The organism is Corallincola luteus, assembly GCF_004336975.1.
GTDB lineage: Bacteria > Pseudomonadota > Gammaproteobacteria > Enterobacterales > Neiellaceae > Corallincola > Corallincola holothuriorum.
In genome coordinates this window covers 23,198-38,088 of record NZ_SJXE01000016.1, presented here as the reverse complement: position 1 = coordinate 38,088, position 14,891 = coordinate 23,198, and the positions used below count along the sequence as shown (strand labels likewise).

28 protein-coding genes are annotated in these 14,891 nt (G+C 49.8%); 1 reads left to right on the top strand and 27 read right to left on the bottom strand.

Features of this window, described 5'->3' with window-relative positions; translation table 11 throughout:
- Positions 1-314 precede the first annotated feature (314 nt).
- Positions 315-1,562, top strand: coding sequence for a cyclic di-GMP phosphodiesterase (locus EZV61_RS18930; protein WP_131417552.1), 1,248 nt, complete (start codon positions 315-317; stop codon positions 1,560-1,562).
- A gap of 44 nt (positions 1,563-1,606) precedes the next feature.
- On the opposite strand, the gene rplQ is transcribed toward EZV61_RS18930, so the two are convergent.
- The 27 genes from rplQ to rplC form a co-directional block, all read right to left on the bottom strand.
- Positions 1,607-2,014 (bottom strand): 50S ribosomal protein L17, encoded by a 408-nt coding sequence (gene rplQ, locus EZV61_RS18925; protein WP_114340029.1) that lies wholly within the window; start codon positions 2,012-2,014, stop codon positions 1,607-1,609.
- Between the two features lie 42 nt (positions 2,015-2,056).
- Positions 2,057-3,046, bottom strand: coding sequence for a DNA-directed RNA polymerase subunit alpha (locus EZV61_RS18920; protein ID WP_114340028.1), 990 nt, complete (start codon positions 3,044-3,046; stop codon positions 2,057-2,059).
- A 30-nt stretch (positions 3,047-3,076) separates the two neighbouring features.
- Entirely contained in the window at positions 3,077-3,697 is a 621-nt protein-coding gene (rpsD, locus tag EZV61_RS18915; protein ID WP_114340027.1) for a 30S ribosomal protein S4, read from the bottom strand.
- Positions 3,698-3,727: 30 nt separating this feature from the next.
- On the bottom strand, positions 3,728-4,117 hold the full coding sequence (gene rpsK, locus EZV61_RS18910) for a 30S ribosomal protein S11 (RefSeq protein WP_114340026.1): 390 nt from the start codon (positions 4,115-4,117) through the stop codon (positions 3,728-3,730).
- 17 nt (positions 4,118-4,134) lie between these two features.
- Entirely contained in the window at positions 4,135-4,491 is a 357-nt protein-coding gene (gene rpsM / locus EZV61_RS18905) for a 30S ribosomal protein S13 (RefSeq protein WP_114340031.1), read from the bottom strand.
- A 115-nt stretch (positions 4,492-4,606) separates the two neighbouring features.
- Positions 4,607-4,720 (bottom strand): 50S ribosomal protein L36, encoded by a 114-nt coding sequence (gene rpmJ, locus EZV61_RS18900; protein ID WP_114340025.1) that lies wholly within the window; start codon positions 4,718-4,720, stop codon positions 4,607-4,609.
- Positions 4,721-4,740: 20 nt separating this feature from the next.
- Positions 4,741-6,063 (bottom strand): preprotein translocase subunit SecY, encoded by a 1,323-nt coding sequence (gene secY, locus EZV61_RS18895; RefSeq protein ID WP_114340024.1) that lies wholly within the window; start codon positions 6,061-6,063, stop codon positions 4,741-4,743.
- Positions 6,064-6,083: 20 nt separating this feature from the next.
- Positions 6,084-6,518, bottom strand: a complete 435-nt coding sequence (rplO, locus tag EZV61_RS18890; protein WP_114340023.1) for a 50S ribosomal protein L15 — start codon at positions 6,516-6,518, stop codon at positions 6,084-6,086.
- Positions 6,519-6,522: 4 nt separating this feature from the next.
- Positions 6,523-6,705 (bottom strand): 50S ribosomal protein L30, encoded by a 183-nt coding sequence (gene rpmD, locus EZV61_RS18885; RefSeq protein WP_114340022.1) that lies wholly within the window; start codon positions 6,703-6,705, stop codon positions 6,523-6,525.
- 6 nt (positions 6,706-6,711) lie between these two features.
- Positions 6,712-7,212 (bottom strand): 30S ribosomal protein S5, encoded by a 501-nt coding sequence (rpsE, locus tag EZV61_RS18880; RefSeq protein ID WP_114340021.1) that lies wholly within the window; start codon positions 7,210-7,212, stop codon positions 6,712-6,714.
- Between the two features lie 9 nt (positions 7,213-7,221).
- Positions 7,222-7,575 (bottom strand): 50S ribosomal protein L18, encoded by a 354-nt coding sequence (gene rplR, locus EZV61_RS18875; RefSeq protein ID WP_114340020.1) that lies wholly within the window; start codon positions 7,573-7,575, stop codon positions 7,222-7,224.
- Positions 7,576-7,584: 9 nt separating this feature from the next.
- The gene (rplF, locus tag EZV61_RS18870) at positions 7,585-8,118 is read right to left on the bottom strand and encodes a 50S ribosomal protein L6 (protein ID WP_114340019.1); all 534 of its coding nucleotides are present in this window, start codon (positions 8,116-8,118) and stop codon (positions 7,585-7,587) included.
- Between the two features lie 13 nt (positions 8,119-8,131).
- Positions 8,132-8,524, bottom strand: coding sequence for a 30S ribosomal protein S8 (gene rpsH / locus EZV61_RS18865; RefSeq protein WP_114340018.1), 393 nt, complete (start codon positions 8,522-8,524; stop codon positions 8,132-8,134).
- 18 nt (positions 8,525-8,542) lie between these two features.
- Complete coding sequence (rpsN, locus tag EZV61_RS18860; protein WP_114340017.1) at positions 8,543-8,848, bottom strand: 30S ribosomal protein S14; 306 nt, start codon at positions 8,846-8,848, stop codon at positions 8,543-8,545.
- Positions 8,849-8,859: 11 nt separating this feature from the next.
- The gene (gene rplE, locus EZV61_RS18855; RefSeq protein ID WP_114340016.1) at positions 8,860-9,399 is read right to left on the bottom strand and encodes a 50S ribosomal protein L5; all 540 of its coding nucleotides are present in this window, start codon (positions 9,397-9,399) and stop codon (positions 8,860-8,862) included.
- 13 nt (positions 9,400-9,412) lie between these two features.
- Positions 9,413-9,727 carry a 50S ribosomal protein L24 gene (gene rplX, locus EZV61_RS18850; protein ID WP_114340015.1) on the bottom strand — a complete coding sequence of 105 codons (315 nt, stop codon included), beginning with the start codon at positions 9,725-9,727 and terminating at the stop codon, positions 9,413-9,415.
- An 11-nt stretch (positions 9,728-9,738) separates the two neighbouring features.
- A complete protein-coding gene (rplN, locus tag EZV61_RS18845; protein ID WP_114340014.1) occupies positions 9,739-10,107 on the bottom strand; it encodes a 50S ribosomal protein L14 in 369 nt (122 codons plus the stop codon).
- Positions 10,108-10,269: 162 nt separating this feature from the next.
- Positions 10,270-10,521 carry a 30S ribosomal protein S17 gene (gene rpsQ, locus EZV61_RS18840; protein WP_114340013.1) on the bottom strand — a complete coding sequence of 84 codons (252 nt, stop codon included), beginning with the start codon at positions 10,519-10,521 and terminating at the stop codon, positions 10,270-10,272.
- A complete protein-coding gene (gene rpmC / locus EZV61_RS18835) occupies positions 10,522-10,713 on the bottom strand; it encodes a 50S ribosomal protein L29 (RefSeq protein ID WP_114340012.1) in 192 nt (63 codons plus the stop codon).
- Positions 10,713-11,126: a 50S ribosomal protein L16 gene (gene rplP, locus EZV61_RS18830; RefSeq protein ID WP_114340011.1), complete on the bottom strand. Its 414-nt coding sequence runs from the start codon at positions 11,124-11,126 to the stop codon at positions 10,713-10,715. The genes rpmC and rplP overlap by 1 nt, the downstream gene beginning before the upstream one ends.
- Before the next feature lie 11 nt (positions 11,127-11,137).
- Positions 11,138-11,824 carry a 30S ribosomal protein S3 gene (gene rpsC / locus EZV61_RS18825; RefSeq protein WP_114340010.1) on the bottom strand — a complete coding sequence of 229 codons (687 nt, stop codon included), beginning with the start codon at positions 11,822-11,824 and terminating at the stop codon, positions 11,138-11,140.
- Positions 11,825-11,839: 15 nt separating this feature from the next.
- Positions 11,840-12,172 carry a 50S ribosomal protein L22 gene (rplV, locus tag EZV61_RS18820; protein ID WP_114340009.1) on the bottom strand — a complete coding sequence of 111 codons (333 nt, stop codon included), beginning with the start codon at positions 12,170-12,172 and terminating at the stop codon, positions 11,840-11,842.
- Between the two features lie 10 nt (positions 12,173-12,182).
- Positions 12,183-12,461 (bottom strand): 30S ribosomal protein S19, encoded by a 279-nt coding sequence (gene rpsS / locus EZV61_RS18815; protein WP_114340008.1) that lies wholly within the window; start codon positions 12,459-12,461, stop codon positions 12,183-12,185.
- Positions 12,462-12,479: 18 nt separating this feature from the next.
- A complete protein-coding gene (gene rplB / locus EZV61_RS18810) occupies positions 12,480-13,304 on the bottom strand; it encodes a 50S ribosomal protein L2 (protein WP_114340007.1) in 825 nt (274 codons plus the stop codon).
- 17 nt (positions 13,305-13,321) lie between these two features.
- Positions 13,322-13,624 carry a 50S ribosomal protein L23 gene (gene rplW, locus EZV61_RS18805; RefSeq protein WP_114340006.1) on the bottom strand — a complete coding sequence of 101 codons (303 nt, stop codon included), beginning with the start codon at positions 13,622-13,624 and terminating at the stop codon, positions 13,322-13,324.
- Positions 13,621-14,226, bottom strand: coding sequence for a 50S ribosomal protein L4 (gene rplD / locus EZV61_RS18800; RefSeq protein ID WP_114340005.1), 606 nt, complete (start codon positions 14,224-14,226; stop codon positions 13,621-13,623). The genes rplW and rplD overlap by 4 nt, the downstream gene beginning before the upstream one ends.
- Positions 14,227-14,244: 18 nt before the next feature.
- Positions 14,245-14,883 carry a 50S ribosomal protein L3 gene (gene rplC / locus EZV61_RS18795; RefSeq protein WP_114340004.1) on the bottom strand — a complete coding sequence of 213 codons (639 nt, stop codon included), beginning with the start codon at positions 14,881-14,883 and terminating at the stop codon, positions 14,245-14,247.
- Positions 14,884-14,891: the final 8 nt, after the last annotated feature.

Sequence of the window (14,891 nt, the reverse complement as noted above, 5' to 3'; positions counted from 1 at the left end):
GCAAGGGCTGCGCATTCTACGCTTCTCAGCCCCGCTGTCAACCCAGTAAAAACATCTTTTTTACCAAGTGACCAGAAGAAAGATAAAAACTTAAACCGTCCGTTTCTTCCCGCTGCCTCGCCCTGAGCGAGTGAGGCGGCATTATAGGGAGATTAATCCTGCCGTCAACGCTTATTGCGGATCTTTTTTCTGTTCGCTCAAGTAATGAGCAAAACAACAAAAAGCGTGCTCACATAGCAAACTTAGCGCTTCAACCTTTTCCCTTTAAGAACCGTGTATTAGCATTAAGTCAGTCCATATAAGCAGCGGCAACAATGAAAGGCATTAAACTCTCGGTACATCGCCTGCAAAAGGGTCTCTATATACGTTTGCCTCTGAGCTGGCGTAATCACCCTTTTCTCTTCAATAGCTTCAAGATCAAAGATGAAGGACAGATAGCTCTCATAAAACAGCTCGGCATCAGCCATGTGATAGTGATGCCCGATAAGAGCGATTCGGCACCGCTAGGAGCTGACGTGGATATCGTACCGGTATCTGCAGATGACAAAACAGCACTGCAAGCACTTAAAGAGGAAAAAGAACAGCGCATCGAAGCGCTGCAGGATTATCGTCGCGATATGCAGCGCTGCGAAAAGGCGTTTGAGCAATCCGTAGCGCAAGTCCGTGCTGTTATGTCGAAAGTGACGTCTCGACCGTTGAATGCTATCACCGAAGCTAAAGAGCTTGTCGATGGCATGGTAGAAACACTGTTGGCTCAAGATGAGATGGTTCTGCACCTCATGAACGAGACAAAGGAGGGAGAGAATTTATATTACCACTCCCTGAATGTGTCAGTGCTGAGCATGCTTCTTGCGAAGTCTAAAGGACTAGATAAAGAGGAGATGACCGCTATCGGCATGGCGGGGTTATTTCACGACATCGGTAAGATGAAGGTGCCAAGCCAAATCCTAAATAAGAAAACACCATTAAATACCGCGGAAGAGAATTTTTTAAAGCTGCACCCACAATACAGTGTCCAACTACTTGCCCAAGGGGAAAATTTACCAGAGCTATCAAACACCATTATTGCCCAGCATCATGAGTATGCTGATGGCAGTGGCTATCCCAAAGGCTTGACCAAGGACAACTTGAAGCCATCAAGTCTCCTCGTGGCACTAGTAAATGAATATGACACGCTGTGCCATCCTCATGACATCAGCAAGGCTCGTACCCCCTACTCAGCGCTGTCCTATATTTTTAAGTCGTGCAAAGAAAAATTTGCGGCTGAAGATATCGAGCTGATGGTAAAACACTTAGGCGTGTTCCCGCCAGGGACAATCGTCCAATTGAGTAATAAGCAGGTAGGCTTAGTCATATCGGTAAACCAAACTAAGCTGCTCTATCCAAATATCCTGCTATACGACCCCGGGATCCCGAGAACCGAAGCCACGATCATAAACTTAGAGGAAGTGGATTTTTCAATTGCCAAAGCGTTACCGCCTCGACGCCTCAAGCCTGAAGTATATGAGTATCTTAATCCACGAACACGGATCAGCTATTACTTCGACAATAAACAGAAATAAAAAAGCCGGGCAATGCCCGGCTTTTCCTTAAAGTGTCCACTCGCTTATTCAGCGTTAGCTTCTACTTCATTTTCAACGTCAGCTTCTTCAACTACTGGACGGTCAACAAGCTCGATGTAAGCCATCGGGGCATTGTCTCCGGCACGGTAGCCGCACTTCAGGATACGGGTGTAACCACCTGGACGTTCCTGATAGCGAGGACCCAGTTCATTGAACAGGGTGCCTACAACTTCTTGATCACGTGTACGAGCAAACGCTAAACGACGGTTTGCAACACTATCGGCCTTAGCCAATGTGATCAGAGGTTCAACTACGCGACGCAACTCTTTCGCTTTCGCAACGGTGGTTTTAATAACACCGTGACGAACTAGCGAACCGGCCATGTTACGAAACATGGCTTGACGGTGGCTGCTGTTGCGATTTAGCTGACGACCACTCTTACGATGGCGCATGATCTATATCCTTCTCACTAAATCTGTGACCACGCAACCTGATCAGTCTCTGTCTGAAAGACTGGCTGGAGGCCAGTTTTCCAAACGCATACCGAGCGAAAGTCCGCGTGACGCCAGAACATCTTTAATTTCAGTAAGTGATTTCTTACCGAGGTTCGGGGTCTTGAGGAGTTCAACTTCTGTACGCTGAACCAGGTCACCAATGTAATGGATCGCTTCTGCCTTCAAACAGTTAGCAGAGCGTACTGTCAGCTCCAAGTCATCGACAGGACGCAGAAGAATCGGATCAAACTCCGGCTTCTCTTCTTTTTGCTCCGGCTCACTGATGTCACGCAACTCGACAAACGCATCCAGCTGTTCAGCTAAGATGGTAGCGGCACGACGAATGGCTTCTTCCGGCTCAATTGTGCCGTTAGTTTCCATATCGATCACCAGTTTATCGAGGTTAGTGCGCTGTTCTACACGTGCTGCATCTACATTATAGGCGATGCGAGCAACCGGGCTGAACGATGCGTCTAGCAGCAAGCGACCAATTGGGCGCTCATCTTCATCGCTGTTGGCACGAGCTGTCGATGGTACATAACCACGACCGCGCTCGACCTTAATGCGCATGCTAATTTCACCTTCGCCGGTTAACGTGCAGATCACGTGCTCCGGGTTTGCAATAGCAACATCGCCATCATGAACGATATCACCAGCAACAACAGGGCCCGCACCACCCTTAGTCAGAGTCAGCACGGCCTCATCTTTACCATCCAAACGAACGGCTAGCTGCTTCAGGTTAAGCAGGATTTCAATAATATCTTCCTGCACGCCTTCTTTACTGCTGTACTCGTGCTGAACACCATCGATTTCAACTTCGGTGACGGCACAGCCGGGCATTGACGATAGCAAAATCCGACGTAGCGCATTACCTAAAGTGTGTCCAAAGCCACGCTCGAGCGGCTCGAGTGTAACTTTCGCGCGACACGCATCGATGGCGTCTATGTCGACTAACCGCGGCTTGAGAAATTCTGTAACAGAACCCTGCATTGTGTCCTCTCTTAAGACTTGGATCTGGCCTTACTTAGAGTAAAGCTCGACAATCAACTGTTCGTTGATATCAGCAGACAGGTCGCTGCGCTCTGGAAGGCGCTTATAAGTACCTTCTAGTTTCGCTGCATCTACTTCGATCCAGGTGGGCTTCTCGCGCTGCTCAGACAGTTCGAGAGCAGCCTTGATTCGAGCCTGCTTCTTGGACTTTTCACGAACGCTAATCACGTCGTTTGGCTTAACGGCAAACGATGGAATGTTTACCACACGACCGTTAACTTCAATAGCCTTGTGGCTTACCAACTGACGAGCTTCGGCGCGAGTAGCGGCGAAACCGAGACGGTAAACAACATTGTCCAGACGGCCTTCTAACAACTGAAGCAGGTTTTCACCGGTATTACCTTTGATACGAGCTGCCTCGCCATAGTAATTACGGAACTGCTTTTCTAAGACGCCATACAGACGACGAACTTTCTGCTTTTCACGCAGCTGTACGCCATAGTCTGAAAGACGACCTTTACGCGCACCATGTTGACCAGGTACGTTATCGATCTTGCACTTGCTATCGATCGCGCGAACACCACTTTTCAAGAAAAGGTCGGTGCCCTCACGACGGCTAAGTTTGAGTTTTGGACCCAAATATCTTGCCATGTTCTTTCTCCAATCGGTCCTAAAACGCCGTTACACGCGACGCTTTTTAGGCGGACGGCAACCGTTATGAGGAATAGGTGTCACATCAGTAATATTAGTGATGCGATAACCCGCTGCGTTCAATGCGCGAATCGCTGATTCACGGCCAGGACCTGGGCCCTTCACGAACACTTCAAGGTTCTTTAAACCATATTCCTGCGCGGCAACACCGGCGCGTTCCGCAGCTACCTGAGCAGCAAACGGAGTGGACTTACGTGAACCACGGAAACCTGAACCACCAGCAGTGGCCCATGACAGAGCGTTACCCTGACGGTCAGTAATGGTTACGATAGTATTGTTGAAAGACGCATGGATGTGCGCCATTCCGTCAGCAACCTGCTTTTTTACACGCTTACGAGTGCGAGCTGGAGCTTTAGCCATAATAGATTCCCCCCCGCTTACTTACGAATCGGTTTGCGTGGACCTTTACGGGTACGCGCATTTGTCTTAGTGCGCTGACCACGTAGAGGCAAGCTTCGGCGATGACGAAGGCCGCGGTAACAACCGAGGTCCATCAGACGCTTAATGTTCATTGAAACTTCACGGCGCAGATCACCCTCAACAGAGTACTGACCGACTACTTCGCGAAGTCTATCGATTTGTGTTTCGTCCAGATCACTTATTTTAGTGCTCTCGGCAATGCCTGACTCAACAAGGATCTGCTGAGCGCGGGTTTTACCGATGCCATAAATAGCAGTCAGGGCAATGACTGCGTGCTTATGATCAGGGATGTTAATGCCAGCGATACGGGCCACTAACACATCTCCTATTCGTTGGCTATTGGTTGAAAAGCCCGTAAGGATACTCAACCATTCGGCCATTTGCAAACTAAGATGGCGGGCCATTTGGCCACACCATCACCAGATACTACTAACCTTGCCGTTGCTTATGCTTCGGCTCACTGCAAATTACGCGAACTACGCCATTGCGTTTGATCACTTTGCAGTTACGACACATGGTCTTAACGGATGCGCGAACTTTCATTTTTCACTCCGTACGCCAACTTAACGGCTATAGCCTTTAAGGTTGGCTTTCTTCAGGATCGAGTCATATTGATGAGACATCAAATGAGTTTGAACCTGTGCCATGAAATCCATGATAACCACGACGATAATCAATAATGATGTACCACCGAAGTAGAACTGTACGCTCCACGCAATCATCATGAACTCAGGAACCAAACAAACGAACGTGATATACAGCGCGCCTGCCAGTGTTAAGCGAGTCATAACCTTATCGATGTAACGTGATGTCTGTTCACCCGGGCGAATACCTGGAATGAAAGCACCGGACTTCTTCAGGTTTTCAGCTGTCTCGCGCGGGTTAAACACCAACGCGGTATAGAAGAAACAGAAGAAGATAATCGCTGCTGCATACAACATTACATAGAGTGGCTGCCCCGGTGACAATGCCAGCGATACATCCTGCAGGAATCCTAAGGATTCATTCTGTCCAAACCACTGAGCCAGCGTGCCTGGAAATAGGATGATGCTAGAAGCAAAGATCGGTGGGATAACCCCGGCCATGTTCAACTTAAGCGGCAAGTGGGTGCTTTGCGCGGCAAAGACTCTACGTCCTTGCTGGCGCTTAGCATAGTTAACCACTATGCGGCGTTGGCCACGTTCAACAAATACTACAAAGTAGGTGACTGCGCAGATAACCGCAGCAATCAACAACAGTAACAGAGGCTGGATCTCGCCTTGGCGAGCCTGCTCTGCTGTCTGGCCGATTGCGGTAGGTAGGCCGGCAACAATACCTGCAAAAATCAGGATTGAAATACCGTTACCAATACCACGTTCGGTGACCTGTTCACCCAACCACATGAGGAACATGGTGCCTGTTACTAAACTGACTACCGCTGTGAAAGTGAAACCAAAGCCCGGTGTAATCACCAGGCCAGGCATCAAATTCGGCAAACCGGTTGCAATCCCAAACGCTTGAAAAGTTGCTAATACAAGTGTCCCATAACGGGTGTATTGGCTAATCTTCTTACGTCCTGATTCGCCTTCTTTTTTCAATTCAGCGAGTCGTGGACTAACAACTGTCAGCAGCTGCATGATAATCGACGCCGAAATATACGGCATGATACCAAGCGCTAAGATCGAGGCACGCTCCAAGGCGCCACCGGAGAACATGTTAAACATCTCCACGATGGTACCTTTTTGCTGTTCGAACAGATCAGCCAGTACTGCGGCGTCAATGCCAGGAATAGGCACAAAAGAACCTGCCCTGAACACAATAATTGCGCCAATCACAAACAGAAGACGTTGCTTTAATTCGCTCAGTCCGCCGCCTTGACTCTTGGTATCCAACCCTGGCTTTGCCATAAGTACTTTCCTACTTCGAATTATTCTGCGATTGAGCCGCCAGCGGCTTCAATTGCAGCACGTGCGCCTTTGGTTACCCGCAGACCTTGTACGTTAACTGCACGGCTGATTTCGCCAGACAGTACGACTTTCACGTGTTTGATGTTTTTTCTCACCAGACCAGCTGCTTTCAAAGTTTCCAGAGACACTACGTCGCCTTCTACTTTGGCAATCTCATTCAGACGTACTTCGTCAGTCACTAAAGACTTACGTGAAGTAAAGCCGAACTTAGGCAAACGCTGTTTCAAAGGCATCTGACCGCCTTCAAAACCTACGCGAACGCCGCCGCCTGAACGTGATTTTTGACCTTTGTGACCACGGCCACCAGTCTTACCCAGACCGGAACCGATACCACGGCCAACACGCTTGGCAGGAGTCTTTGCACCAGCGGCAGGTGATAGAGTATTAAGACGCATCAGATTACCCCTCCACCTTAACCATGTAATACAGCTGGTTGATCATGCCGCGTACTGATGGCGTGTCTTCCAGTTCTACAGTGTGACCAATTCGACGCAGACCAAGACCTTTAAGGGTCTCTCTGTGCTTCGGCAAACGACCGATAGCGCTGCGGGTCTGGGTCACTTTGACAGTTTTCTTTGCCATGGTGTCTTACCCCAGAATTTGTTCGACGGTCAGACCGCGTTTAGCGGCAACTTGCTCTGGCGACTTGATACCAACCAAACCGTCAATCGTAGCGCGAACCACGTTGATTGGGTTAGTTGAACCATATGCCTTTGCAAGAACGTTTTGTACGCCAGCCACTTCTAGAACGGCACGCATCGCACCACCGGCGATGATACCTGTACCTTCTGACGCAGGCTGCATGTAAACACGCGAACCTGTGTGACGGCCCTTAACAGGGTGGTACAGGGTGTTGCCATTAAGCTGAACAGTGTTCATGTTACGGCGCGCTTTTTCCATAGCTTTCTGGATAGCTGCTGGCACTTCACGTGCTTTACCATAACCGAAACCGACGCGACCATTGCCGTCGCCTACGACAGTCAATGCTGTGAAACTGAAGATGCGACCACCTTTAACCACTTTTGATACGCGGTTAACGGCAATCAGCTTTTCATTCAGATCACTTTGCTGTTGTTCTACTTTCGCCATGATCTACTCCTAGAACTTAAGGCCCGCTTCGCGCGCTGCTTCCGCTAGCGCTGCGATACGGCCGTGATACTTGAAGCCACTACGGTCAAAGGCAACTACTTCGATACCTTTCTCTACCGCACGCTCAGCAACCAGCTTACCAATTGCCTTGGCAGCTTCTACGTTACCGGTGCCTTTCAGCTCCTCACGTACCGCCTTCTCTGCAGTGGATGCTGCTGCCAGCACTTCACTACCAGTAGGTGCGATAACCTGAGCGTAGATATGACGAGGAGTACGGTGAACCACCAAACGTGCGGCACCCAGCTCCTGGATTTTCTTGCGTGCGCGAGTCGCGCGACGCAGTCGAGATGCTTTCTTATCCATCGTCTTACCTTACTTCTTCTTAGCCTCTTTACGGCGCACGTTTTCGTCAGCATAACGAACACCTTTGCCTTTATAAGGCTCTGGTTTACGGTATGCGCGAATATTTGCAGCCACCTGGCCGACCAACTGCTTGTCAGCACCTGTCAGAACCACTTCGGTCTGACTTGGACACTCGGCAGTAACGCCTTCTGGCAGAGCGTATTCAACTGGGTGAGAGAAACCAAGGCTAAGGTTCAGAACCTTACCTTTGGCTTGGGCACGATAACCCACACCAACCAGTTGTAATTTACGGGTAAACCCTTCGCTCACACCAACGACCATGTTGTTGGCAAGTGCACGTGCGGTACCGGCTTGCGCATTGGCACCAGCAGCTCCTTCAACAGGTGCAAAAGTCAGAACGTTGTCGTCCTGCTTCGCTACAACTGCGTCATTGAAAGTGCAATTCAAAGTGCCTTTGCTACCTTTAACCGTCAGATCCTGGCCCTTCAGCGTAACTTCTACGCCGGCAGGAATGGTAACGGGTGCTTTTGCTACTCGAGACATTTCCTACCTCCTGTTACGCCACGTAGCCAATGATCTCGCCGCCCATACCCGCTTTGCGAGCAGCACGGTCTGACATCAGGCCTTGAGAAGTAGAGACAATGGCGACACCAAGGCCGTCAAGGATCTTCGGCAACTCGTCTTTCTTCTTATAGATACGAAGACCTGGACGACTTACACGTTGAATGGTCTCTACGACCGGTTTGCCCTCGAAATAACGTAGGGCGATCTCGAGTTCCGCTTTCGGACCCTCTGACACACTGAAATCAGCGATGTAACCTTCTTGCTTAAGAACTGCTGCGATAGCAGTCTTCAGCTTAGATGAAGGCATAGTCACCGAAATCTTGTTGGCAGACTGGCCGTTACGGATACGAGTGAACATATCTGCAATCGGATCTTGCATGCTCATATCTGCTTTCTCCTGTGCTTACCAGCTGGCCTTACGAAGGCCTGGAACTTCACCACGCATCGCAGCTTCACGCAACTTGATACGGCTCATGCCGAACTTGCGTAGAAAACCGTGAGGGCGACCAGTCACACGACAACGGTTACGTTGACGTGATGCGCTGGAATCACGCGGAAGACTTTGCAGCTTAAGGCTTGCATCCCAGCGCTCTTCATCAGAGCTATCTGGGCTAGCGATAATCGCTTTCAGTGCCTGACGCTTTTCAGCGTACTGGGCAACCAACTTGGCGCGTTTTGCTTCACGCGCTTTCATCGAAGATTTTGCCATAACCCTACACCTTACTTGCGGAACGGGAAGTTAAAGGCAGCCAGCAGAGCACGTGCTTCCTCATCGGTACCAGAAGTAGTGGTAATGGTAATATCCATACCGCGTACTTTGTCTACCTTGTCGAAATCGACTTCAGGGAAGATTATTTGCTCGCGAACACCCATGCTGTAGTTGCCACGTCCGTCGAATGATTTCGGGCTTACACCACGGAAATCACGAATACGGGGCATAGCAATACATACTAGGCGTTCAAAGAACTCCCACATACGTTCGCCACGTAGGGTTACCTTGCAGCCAATCGGATAGCCTTCACGGATTTTGAAACCCGCTACTGACTTGCGCGCTTTGGTAACAATTGGCTTCTGTCCAGCGATCGCCTGCATATCTGCCTGCGCGTTTTCCAGAAGTTTCTTGTCAGCCAATGCCTCGCCGACACCCATGTTAAGGGTGATCTTCTCAATCCGAGGGACTTGCATGATGCTGCTGTAACTGAACTCTTTCATCAGTTCAGGCACTACCGACTCTTTATAGAAATCATGCAGTTTCGCCATCGTACACTCCAGATTAAGCTATTACTTCGTTAGAAGATTTGAAGACACGTACTTTCTTACCGTCTTCAACCTTGAAACCTACACGATCGGCCTTACCAGTCGCTGCGTTGTAGATACCGACGTTAGAAACGTCAATTGCGGCTTCCTTCTCAACAATACCACCCTGAACCTGCAGTTGCGGGTTAGGCTTCTGGTGCTTCTTGATCAAGTTGACGCCTTCTACAATCACTTTGCCAGACGCTAGTACGCTAGTGACTTTGCCACGCTTACCTTTGTCTTTACCGGCCAGAACGATCACTTCGTCATTTTTACGGATTTTTGCTGCCATCTAAGTTCTCCTTACAGTACTTCTGGAGCCAGAGACACGATTTTCATAAACTTCTCCGTACGAAGTTCACGTGTCACAGGGCCAAAAATACGAGTACCGATGGGCGCGTGTTGCGTGTTTAGCAACACAGCGGCGTTGTTGTCAAAACGGATCAGAGAACCATCCTGACGACGCACGCCCTTCCTGGTGCGCACAACCACCGCGTTCAGGACATCACCTTTTTTAACCTTACCGCGCGGAATTGCTTCCTTAACAGTAACTTTAATGATGTCGCCGATATTCGCGTAGCGGCGGTGCGAACCACCGAGGACCTTAATACACTGTACGCTACGAGCGCCGCTGTTATCAGCGACATCTAGCATAGTCTGCATCTGGATCATTTCAGTGCTCCGCTATTTACTTCAAATAGCCAATTACTCACCGTAATTGGGCTGCCTTACCTTCGAAAAGGCGCAGCAGTATACCACCGGTAAGCGGCCTTGAATAGAAAAAAATAAGGGCTCCTTTTTGGAGCCCTTATTTATCGTCAACAGTGTGTCGATTTAGGCTTTAACCAAGATATCAACCAATACCCAAGACTTAGTCTTAGACAGTGGACGACATTCTTTGATTGAAACTTTGTCACCGGTTTTACACTGGTTGTCTTCGTCGTGTACATGCAGCTTAGTGGTACGCTTGATATACTTCCCGTAGATCGGGTGCTTTACCTTACGCTCGATAGCAACAGTGATGGACTTGTCCATCTTGTCACCAACCACAGTACCCTGCAGTGTACGAATTACTGATTCGCTCATTTACGCACCTGCCTTCTGTTTCAACACAGTTTTTACGCGCGCGATATCGCGACGCACATTTTTGAGCAGGTGAGTCTGAGACAGCTGACCGGTGCTCTTCTGCATGCGCAGATTAAACTGCTCACGGAGGAGGTTCAGCATTTCAGCGTTCAGCTCTTCAACGCTCTTTTCACGTAGTTCGCTGGCGTTCATTACATTACCGTCCGAATTGCAAAGGTGGTTTGAATCGGCAGTTTCGCAGCTGCAAGTGCAAATGCTTCACGTGCCAGATTTTCTGGAATGCCATCCATTTCGTACAGGACTTTACCAGGCTGAATCTGGGCAACCCAGTATTCAACGTTACCTTTACCTTTACCCATACGAACTTCAAGCGGCTTACCGGTAATCGGCTTGTCTGGGAAAACCCGGATCCAGATTTTACCTTGACGCTTAATGTGACGAGTCATCGCACGACGCGCGGCTTCAATCTGGCGCGCAGTCAAACGACCACGACCAACGGCTTTGAGACCAAAGCTGCCGAAGCTTACCTTGTTACCGTTCAGCGCCAGACCACGGTTGCGGCCTGTCATCTGCTTGCGGAATTTAGTACGTTTTGGTTGCAACATGGTCGGATCTCCTACTTGCTGCCCTTACCTTTACGCTTAGGTGCTGGTGCTTCTTCAACTGGGTTGAAACCACCAAGAACCTCGCCTTTGAAGACCCACACTTTGACACCAATGATGCCATAAGTAGTAGCTGCTTCAGACGTTGCGTAATCGATATCAGCACGCAGAGTGTGAAGAGGTACACGACCTTCACGGTACCATTCGGTACGTGCAATTTCTGCACCGCCGAGACGACCGCTTACTTCCACCTTGATGCCCTTCGCACCCAAACGCATTGCGTTTTGAACGGCACGCTTCATCGCACGGCGGAACATCACACGACGCTCCAACTGGCTAGAGATGCTGTCCGCAACCAATTTTGCGTCGAGTTCAGGCTTACGTACTTCTGAAATGTTGATTTGCGCCGGTACGCCAGCCAATTTGGCTACGTGCTTACGCAGTTTTTCTACATCTTCGCCTTTCTTACCAATCACAACGCCTGGACGGGCGGTGTGGATAGTCACGCGGATGCTTTTTGCCGGACGCTCGATAACGATGCGAGAAACCGAAGCACTTTTGAGTTCCTTAGTAAGGAATTCACGTACTTGGTGGTCTCCATGCAGGTTGTCTGCGTAATCCTTGGTATCTGCATACCAAGTAGAGTTCCACGGCTTAACGATACCTAAGCGGATACCGTTCGGATGTACTTTCTGACCCATTGTCCGTTCTCCTACTTAGCGTTCCGCTACGACCACAGTGATGTGGCTGGTGCGCTTAAGGATGCGGTCAGCACGACCTTTAGCGCGTGGTTTAATGCGCTTCATGATCGGCCCCTCATCTACGAAGACCTTAGCGACCTTCAGCTCGTCAATATCAGCACCTTCATTATGCTCTGCGTTAGCAATCGCAGATTCCAGTACTTTCTTGACCAGTGTTGCCGCTTTCTTCGGGCTATAGGCCAGAAGTTCCAAAGCATTGGCAACTGACTTACCGCGGATCTGGTCAGCAACCAGACGCGCTTTTTGAGCCGAAGTACGGGCAAACCGGTGTTTAGCTAAAACTTCCATCTTTTACCCCTTAACGCTTCTTGGCCTTCTTATCAGCAGCATGGCCGCGATAAGTACGAGTCGGGGCGAATTCACCCAACTTGTGGCCAACCATCTCTTCAGTAACGAATACTGGGACATGTTGACGACCATTATGGACAGCGATGGTCAACCCAATCATATCTGGGAAGATCGTTGAACGGCGAGACCAAGTCTTGATAGGCTTTTTGTCGCCGCCTTCCACCGCTTTCTCTACCTTCTTCAGCAAGTGCAGGTCGATAAATGGACCTTTCTTGAGAGAACGTGGCATGGTGAATCCTCTTCTAATTTACTTAGTACGACGGCGTACAATGTACTTATCTGTACGCTTGTTCTTACGCGTCTTGGCACCCTTAGTAGGCATACCCCATGGAGATACTGGATGACGGCCACCTGAGGTACGACCTTCACCACCACCATGCGGGTGATCTACTGGGTTCATCGCAACACCACGAACAGTAGGACGGACACCGCGCCAACGAGAGGCACCAGCTTTACCGAGCTGACGCAACATGTGCTCAGCATTACCTACTTCACCGATAGTTGCGCGACAGTCAGACAGTACTTTACGCATCTCACCACTACGCAAGCGCAGGGTAACGTAGCCGCTATCGCGAGCAACGATTTGCACGTAAGCACCAGCTGAACGTGCGATCTGACCACCTTTACCAGGCTTCAGTTCGACGTTGTGTACTGTGCTACCTACCGGGATGTTACGCATTGGCAGAGTGTTACCTGCCTTGATTGCCGCGTCTTCACCAGATTGTACTTTGTCGCCAGCCTTGATGCCCTTAGGCGCCAGGATGTAACGACGTTCGCCATCTGCGTAAAGAACCAACGCAATGTTTGCGCTACGGTTCGGATCGTATTCCAAACGCTCAACAGTGGCAGGAATGCCATCTTTAGTGCGTTTGAAGTCGATCAAACGATAGTGCTGCTTGTGTCCACCACCGATGTGACGGGTAGTGATACGACCGGCGTTGTTACGACCGCCAGACTTACTTTTCTTATCCAGCAGCGGAGCGTAAGGCTTACCTTTATACAGGTCACCGTTTACCACTTTAACAACGTGGCGACGACCGGCAGAGGTAGGCTTGCACTTAACAATAGCCATTGGTGTACTCCTCTTACTTATTCACCGCCGCCAACAAAGTCGATCTCGCTACCTTCTTTCAGCGTAACGTAGGCTTTTTTCCAATCGTTACGCTTGCCGATACGAGCACCGTGGCGTTTGGTTTTGCCCTTGACGTTCACAGTACGAACGCCGTCGACTTCAACTTCGAACAGCTTCTCAACAGCTGCCTTGATTTCTGCTTTCTGCGCATCAGTTGAAACACGAAACACAATAGTGTTTTCCATTTCAGCTGAGATAGTCGCTTTTTCAGAAACGTGAGGCGCCAGAATAACTTTCAGCAGACGTTCTTCGCGGATCATGCCAGTTTCTCCTCGAGTTGCTTAACTGCAGCAGCAGTCATTAGCACTTTATCGAAAGCGATCAGGCTTACCGGATCGATACCAGTGGTATCACGAACGTCAACTTTGTACAGGTTGCGAGCGGCCAAGAACAAGTTTTCATCAACTTCTTCTGTCACGATCAGCACGTCGTTCAGATCCAGTTCTTTCAGTTTTGCTGAAAGCTCTTTGGTTTTAGGAGCTTCAACTGCGAAACTCTCAACCACAATCAGACGTTCCTGACGAACTAGCTCAGACAAAATGCTCTGAACTGCACCGCGGTACATCTTCTTGTTTACCTTTTGGCTGTGGTCCTGCGGCTTTGCCGCGAAGGTCACGCCACCAGAGCGCCACAGAGGACTACGGATTGTACCCGCGCGTGCGCGGCCCGTGCCTTTCTGTTTCCAAGGTTTCTTACCGCCGCCAGCTACTTCGCTGCGAGTCTTCTGAGCACGAGAGCCCTGACGCGCACCGGCTGCGTAAGCTACCACTACCTGGTGTACCAACGCTTCGTTGAACTCACGCCCGAAGATAGTCGGATTTACTTCAAGAGCGCTTTGCGCATCTTTCAATACCAATTCCATCACCAATCTCCTAAGACGTTAGGCTTTAACGGCTGGTTTAACGATAACGTCGCCGCCGGTAGCTCCAGGGACTGCGCCTTTAATCAGCAACAGTTTACGCTCAGCGTCAACACGTACCACTTCGAGAGACTGCACAGTTGTGCGTTCGTCGCCCATGTGACCAGACATCTTCTTACCCTTAAACACGCGGCCTGGGGTCTGGTTTTGACCGATAGAACCGGGTGCGCGGTGACTCAAAGAGTTACCATGGGTCATATCCTGAGTACGGAAGTTCCAGCGTTTTACAACGCCTTGGAAGCCCTTACCTTTGGATGTGCCAGTTACGTCTACTTTGGTTACATCGCTGAACAGATCAACATTCAGTTCTGAACCAACTTCAATATCTACGCCTTCACCATCTGCCAGACGGAATTCCCAAGTGCCACGGCCGGCTTCTGTGCCTGCTTTAGCGAAATGGCCCGCTTCTGGTTTGGTGACGCGGTTTGCTTTCTTAGTGCCGGTGGTTACCTGAAGTGCACGGTAGCCGTCATTATCCAGGCTCTTAACCTGAGTAACGCGGTTGGCTTCAACTTCGATAACGGTAACCGGAATGGACAAGCCATCTTCAGTGAAGATGCGTGTCATGCCGACTTTACGACCGACTAATCCGATAGCCATTGTTTCAA